Origin of the sequence: Geitlerinema sp. PCC 9228 (assembly GCF_001870905.1) — a bacterium.
Taxonomy (GTDB): Bacteria; Cyanobacteriota; Cyanobacteriia; order Cyanobacteriales; family PCC-9228; genus PCC-9228.
In genome coordinates this window covers 67,601-73,621 of sequence record NZ_LNDC01000131.1, presented here as the reverse complement: position 1 = coordinate 73,621, position 6,021 = coordinate 67,601, and the positions used below count along the sequence as shown (strand labels likewise).

Annotated in this window: 4 protein-coding genes; 1 reads left to right on the top strand and 3 read right to left on the bottom strand. The window is 47.2% G+C overall.

All coding sequences use genetic code 11. The annotated features are described in order from the left end of the window. The 3 genes from AS151_RS13895 to AS151_RS22200 all read right to left on the bottom strand — a co-directional run. The coding region (locus AS151_RS13895) for a tetratricopeptide repeat protein (protein ID WP_139240662.1) at positions 1-2,740 on the bottom strand (2,740 nt) is incomplete at its 3' end. A 131-nt stretch (positions 2,741-2,871) separates the two neighbouring features. Continuing rightward, entirely contained in the window at positions 2,872-4,428 is a 1,557-nt protein-coding gene (cobA, locus tag AS151_RS13890) for a uroporphyrinogen-III C-methyltransferase (RefSeq protein WP_071517648.1), read from the bottom strand. A 503-nt stretch (positions 4,429-4,931) separates the two neighbouring features. Further along, a complete protein-coding gene (locus AS151_RS22200; RefSeq protein WP_071517647.1) occupies positions 4,932-5,126 on the bottom strand; it encodes a hypothetical protein in 195 nt (64 codons plus the stop codon). Positions 5,127-5,376: 250 nt separating this feature from the next. On the opposite strand from AS151_RS22200, the gene AS151_RS13880 reads away from it, so the two are divergent. Continuing rightward, positions 5,377-6,012, top strand: a complete 636-nt coding sequence (locus AS151_RS13880; protein ID WP_071517646.1) for a transaldolase family protein — start codon at positions 5,377-5,379, stop codon at positions 6,010-6,012. The last annotated feature ends 9 nt before the right edge of the window (positions 6,013-6,021 follow it).

Here is a 6,021-nt window from a genome sequence, read left to right as displayed (position 1 = left end):
AATTACCGTAGGCATTGGCATCATTGGGGTCGATTTCCAGAGCTTGTTGGTAGGCAGCGATCGCTTGTTCGTATTTTCCTTGGTTACTGTAGGCATTGCCTAAACCAATGTAGGCACTGGCATCATTGGGGTCGATTTCCAGACCTTGTTGGTAGGCAGCGATCGCTTGTTCGTAGTTTCCTTGGTTACTGTAGACAAGACCTAAATTGAAGTAGGCATAGGCAGAATTGGGGTCGATTTCCAGAGCTTGTTGGTAGGCAGCGATCGCTTGTTCGTATTTTCCTTGGTTACTGTAGGCATTGCCTAAATTGTTGTATAGTTGAGTATAATAATTACCTCCCAGTTTTTTGAAAAGATTTATTACATTTTTGAAATAGTTTTTAGTTTTTGATTTCGATTCAAAATCGAGAGCTTTTTGGCCAGCAGCTATAGCTTCCTCGTAATTTCCTTTTTGTTGGTAAATTTCACTAAGTTGAGAATAAATTACAGGATTGCGTTCGAGATCGACAGATTTTTGTAAGGCAACGATTGCATTTTGGTAATGACTGCTTTGATTAATAGGAATTTCACTATTCTGAGAAACTAATTTTTGTAATTGCTTATACGTATTTGAATCTACAGAGTATATTTTTTCTAGTATTGTTTTTATTTCTTCTTGATTTCCCGCATTCTCTGCATATTTATGAAATCCATACCAAGCAAATATAGAACCAACTCCAGCCAATGCCTCTGCCAAATTTCGACGCAATTGTTTTGCTTTCTTGGGGGATTTTTCTTCTACTTCCAAAAATGCAATAAGTGCCTGCTGATATTTTTCTTGGCGGTAAAGTAATGCACCGTGCTTAAATTGCAAAATAGCTTGTTGTTCTGTTTCTTCTTCTCTATCCAACCACCCACGTTCTGCCAACTTTTCCAACTCCGCTAGCAAAGCTTCCACATCTTTCGGATCGGCAAAAGCATCCATTCCTCGATCCAACAACTTCCATCGCCGATGGCTATCTTTGTTAAAACTAATACGAAAACTTTCGACAACTTCCAACAAATTCCGAGCTTGCGTGCGATCGTACTGCCAAGCTTCCACAAATCGCGGTATCAAATATTGCCATCCTTCCTCTTCGGAAAGCCAAAATTTATGGTGAAGTTTATCGGCAATGGTTTCGGCAATTTTATCTTCTTGCAGTTGCTCTGCCGTATCGGCAATTCCTTTGGTTAAGTCTTTTAGGTATTCATTCAACCACTTAATAGCATTCCGATGTAATTGTCGATTTTTTTGCTCTTGTCGTAGTGTGGGAACCAGCAAATATTCCCAGAGAAACGCTTCCAATTTATCGTGCAAACGCCCCTGCTCTATTTCTACAAATCCGTATTGCTGCCTTAGCGATTGTAATGCAACCTCCAAATCTTCTACTTTCAGCATCACTTTCAACAATTCTGGATCGGGGCGACGCATCATTGCCATAGCATAGATGGTTTGCAAATCAGTTTCTCGTTTTTTACTTTCTTCTTCAGTTTCTGCTTCTTTTGGGGAAAAACAGTGAAACAAAAATCGTTCGCTGGTTTGGTTAATGACTTTTTGGTGAGCTGTTTCCCCGCTAGTACCTGTACTAGGTTTTAAAATTTCTTCTAGAAATGCACCATCCTTCCACATTGCTGCAATTTCGCTAACGACCAAAGGAATGCCCAAGCTAAATTCAGCAATATTTTGAAAATCGGTATCGGTTAGTTCAACGAAGCGTTCTGGGGCTTTTTTTTGGAAATATGTCTGGATATCTTCGGAACCAAACTCGCTCATGGGTTTGGCATACAGGCGTTCTTCGGGAAAATCCTGTCGGTAGCCGCGAAAATAAACTTTTCCCCGCAAACCACTGTCGGCTAAGTTAGAACGACCGGCAACTACCCAAACTACGCCGTTACCACTTTCTTGTATAACCCGCCGTAGGGTATAGTCGCATTCATGACGGTCTACAACTTCGTAGGTATCCAAAAAGATAATCAAAGGTTTCTTGGTTGCTATGGCAGCAATATCTCGCCCAAGTGCTGCCGCTAAGGTTTCTCGCGGTTGGGCGTATATTTCGTATTCTGAAGCTTTCATAGCATTTTGCACGAACTGACGTAGCTGGTATAGCCCTTCCGCACTTACTTTAATTCCTTCTTTAAGAATTGGTTCTAAGGATTTACTAGAAATATCTTCAGCAAAAGGTACTTGGCGAATCACCCTTGCAGCTGTTTCACCGGTCCAGTTGACTATTTCGCCTTTAAGTTTTTGCGTTTGCTTGGATTCTTTTAAGGCTTTTTCTGCTTTTTCTTTCGCTGCTTTCAGTCGCTGGCGTGTCTGTTCGTATTCTCTAAAATTCCTGCCTGCAAGTTTTTGTTTGAGGGTGGCATACAGAACTTCTAAAACTGCTTCTGGCTCGATGTTACGATAACCAACTTGCAAGCCCAAAACATTGTTTCGCCGTTCTTCCCAGTCCAAATAGACCGTTCTGAAGCGATCTTTATAAGGAGACTCTTGCTGGGCAATTTCGTGCAACCGTTGGATCAAACTACTTTTGCCCATACCACCTTCCCCATAGAACATTACCAGGAAAGGTTGGTTTGGTTGTTTGCTAGCCGATCGCGGCCACAGATCCTTGACATCTCGAAACAAAAGCTGCCGCCAGTTGGTGATTTTTCCCGGGCGAACTTGCTTTAAAATTTCGCGAAATCGCTTTTGTTCCTCGCTACGTCCTAAAAACTGCATCGGCAAAACAGAAATAGCAGGGATAAATAGCGGCTGTTGGCTTATTTTTTCCTAGAGCAACCCAAGAAAACACCAACGCTGCCGCCGGAGTTGCTTCTATTTTGCACCAAAAATTATTTTTTTGCCAACGGCTATCCCTTACCATACCACTGCTCGATCGCTTTTGTTAGTCCGGGCAGCGTATATTCCGTAGCCTCGATATCCACCTTCCCCAAATACTGGCGACAAGCCTCTGACGTTTGCGGTCCAATAGATGCGATCGCGGCTTGGGATAACCATTCCCAAGAAAGACTCGGCTCCTTGTCAATCAACTCGTAAAAGTTCTTCACCGTCTTAGAACTGGCAAAAGTCACCACATCCACGCCCCTGCCATGGAGCGCTTGTCGGGCATCCGCATCAATCCCTTTAGGGCAGCGCGATTCGTAGGCAGGAACCTCCACCACTTCCGCCCCTTGCTCTCGAAACGTTTTTACCAACGCCTGACGACCCCCCGTTTCCACGCGAGGAAACAGCATTTTCTTGCCAGCTACCGACTCCGGAAAGTGAGAAGCGACCGCATCACCCACAAAATCCGGCGGGATAAAATCAGGACGTATCCCATATTGTTCTAACGTTTGGGAGGTTTTGGTGCCCACCACCGAAATTTTCACTCCTGCCAAAGCGCGGGTATCCTTACCAGCAGCCGCCAAACGGTCAAAGAAATACGTCACCCCGTTAGCAGAAGACAGCAACAACCAATCAAACGACGATAAATCCGCGATCGCATTGTCTAACGGTTCCCAACTCGACGGCGGTCCAATTTCCAACGCCGGCATCTGCACCACATACGCCCCTTGTTGCCGCAACTGTTCGCCAAAACTGCTTGCCTGGGAGGCAGCGCGCGTCACCAAAATGGTTTTCCCCATCAAAGGTCGTTCTTGTACCATGGCTTCGGTTCTTATACTTGCAATAGATTCATTATCCCAGGTTGCCGTGCCTTTGCTAAAGACATCGCGCAATTTCACCACTTCCCCCACCACCATCACCGTCGGCGATAGGGATTCCCCCGCCGTTTTCTCCACAATATCCGCCAATGTTCCCTGCCAAACTTGCTGTTCGGGATGACCTCCCCAACGCGCGATCGCGATCGGGCAATCTCCCGCTTTTCCCGCTGCCTGCAACCGCCCTACAATATCCGCCAGCCGACGACCTCCCATCAAAATTACCACCGTATCCAACCGCGCCAACGCCTGCCAATCCAAAACTTCCGGTTTGTGTGCCGTCACCACCGCAAAACCGCGACTCAACGCAGCATCTGTCAGTGGAATCCCCGCCAAAGCCGGAACCGCCAACACCGAAGACACCCCCGGAACCACCGCAAACGCACAACCCGCCGCCTGCAACGCCTCAATTTCCGATCGCGCCCTACCAAAAATCAACGGGTCGCCGCCTTTCAAACGCACCACCTGCTTTCCCTGCTGGCAGTAATCCACCAACAGGCGATTAATCGACTCCTGAGAAAACGACGGCTTTCCCCCACGCTTGCCCACTTCCACCGTCTCGCAACCCACCGGCAACGACAAATTACCAATATCCGCCAACGCATCGCACACCACTACATCCGCCTGCTGCAAACACTGCCAGCCACGCCGGGTCAAATATTCTCCCGTACCGATACCAGCGCCCACTAAGTAAACTTTGCCTGCCATTTTTGTTATTTTTGAGCTGCAAGTTGTTATTTTATCCGATGTAGGGGAGCTTGGGGGCGTGGGAGCTTGGGAGCGTGGGAGCTTGGGAGCGTGGGAGCTTGGGAGCGTGGGAGCTTGGGAGCGTGGGAGCGTGGGAGCGTGGGAGCGTGGGAGCGTGGGAGCGTGGGAGCTTGGGAGAATCATTTTTTCTGAAATTTTAGGTGTAGCGATCGCTTTTTCAAGGGCAGCCACGGGGGTTCCCCCGACGGATTGGCGTATTCAAACAATAAAGTTTGGTATAAATTCTTTGCAGAAATTAGCGATCGCTTCTAGAAACTTTATAGCAATTCCATTCTCACCAGCCATAGCCAATCATACAAACAATCAAGATTTCATTTTCCATACCACTCCGTATTGCTATTCATTTCCAGAACACAAACGACTGCCCCCATGCTCCCACGCTCCCATGCCCCCACGCCCCGACGCTCCCACGCCCCGACGCTCCCACGCCCCGACGCTCCCTATCACTCTTCCCCCTCTTTCCCATCTTCCTGCTGGCGTTGTCTCTGCAACAATCCCGACCATTTCCACGCGAATTCCACCGCGATCGCTTTTGCCAAATCTTGCAAATTATTTTCCAACGCTGTTGATTGCTTGTCTTCTCCCGGCGTTTTTTTGGTGGGTTGTTGGTTTTGGTCGTCTTCTGGGTTGGATGTCATAAAACCTACCTCCGTAGAATAACTGTTTTCTCAAGGCGCACCCTATGCTATTATTATAAATTTATATATTTGTAACTACTGCGATCGCGGTTATCCGGATAGTGTGACTGGGATCGTAACTACACAGTTATATGGTTTTCCGAACCAGTGGGCCTACAACAATTTGTTTCCGTATCTATAAAGAAAACTTACAATTGCCCCAATATCTTGCTAAACTAGCCACAATGGCTGTATTCAGATAGAATCCCTTATGGCATTATACCTAGATTCCGCAATGGTTCGGGATGCCGAAGTCGTCAAAACTTGGGGATGGGTCAAAGGCATCACCACCAATCCCACCCTCCTGGCAAAAAGCGATCGCCCTGTCAAAGAAACCCTCCGCAAACTGGCAGAACTCACCCCAGGAGTTCTTTACTACCAACTCACCGCTACCGATGTGAATGGCATGGTTTCCGAAGGCAAAGCTGCTACCGACCTCATTGGCAATGCTACCGTATTAAAAATTCCTGCCACAGAAACGGGATTTCAAGCTTTGGCGCGTCTCAGCCCGGAAATTACCTGTTCGGTGACTGCTATCTACAGCCCCGCCCAAGCCCTGGTTGCCAAGGAAGGTGGCGCTAAATATGCTATTGTCTATTTAAACCGCGCCACCCGGTTAATGGGCGATGGTACGTCATTGTTGCGGGAAGTAGCAAAGGTTTTGCAAGGCAGCCGTATGGAAATTCTCACCGCCAGCATCAAATCTTCCCAGGAAGCCGCCGATGCCGCGATCGCTGGTTCCCATCACCTCACTTTACCGCTAGAAACCCTACGGGCTTTGACCACCCACGAGTTTTCTCAACAAAACATCGACGATTTCCAAGCCCAAGGTGTGGGATTGTTATAAATTTGGTTT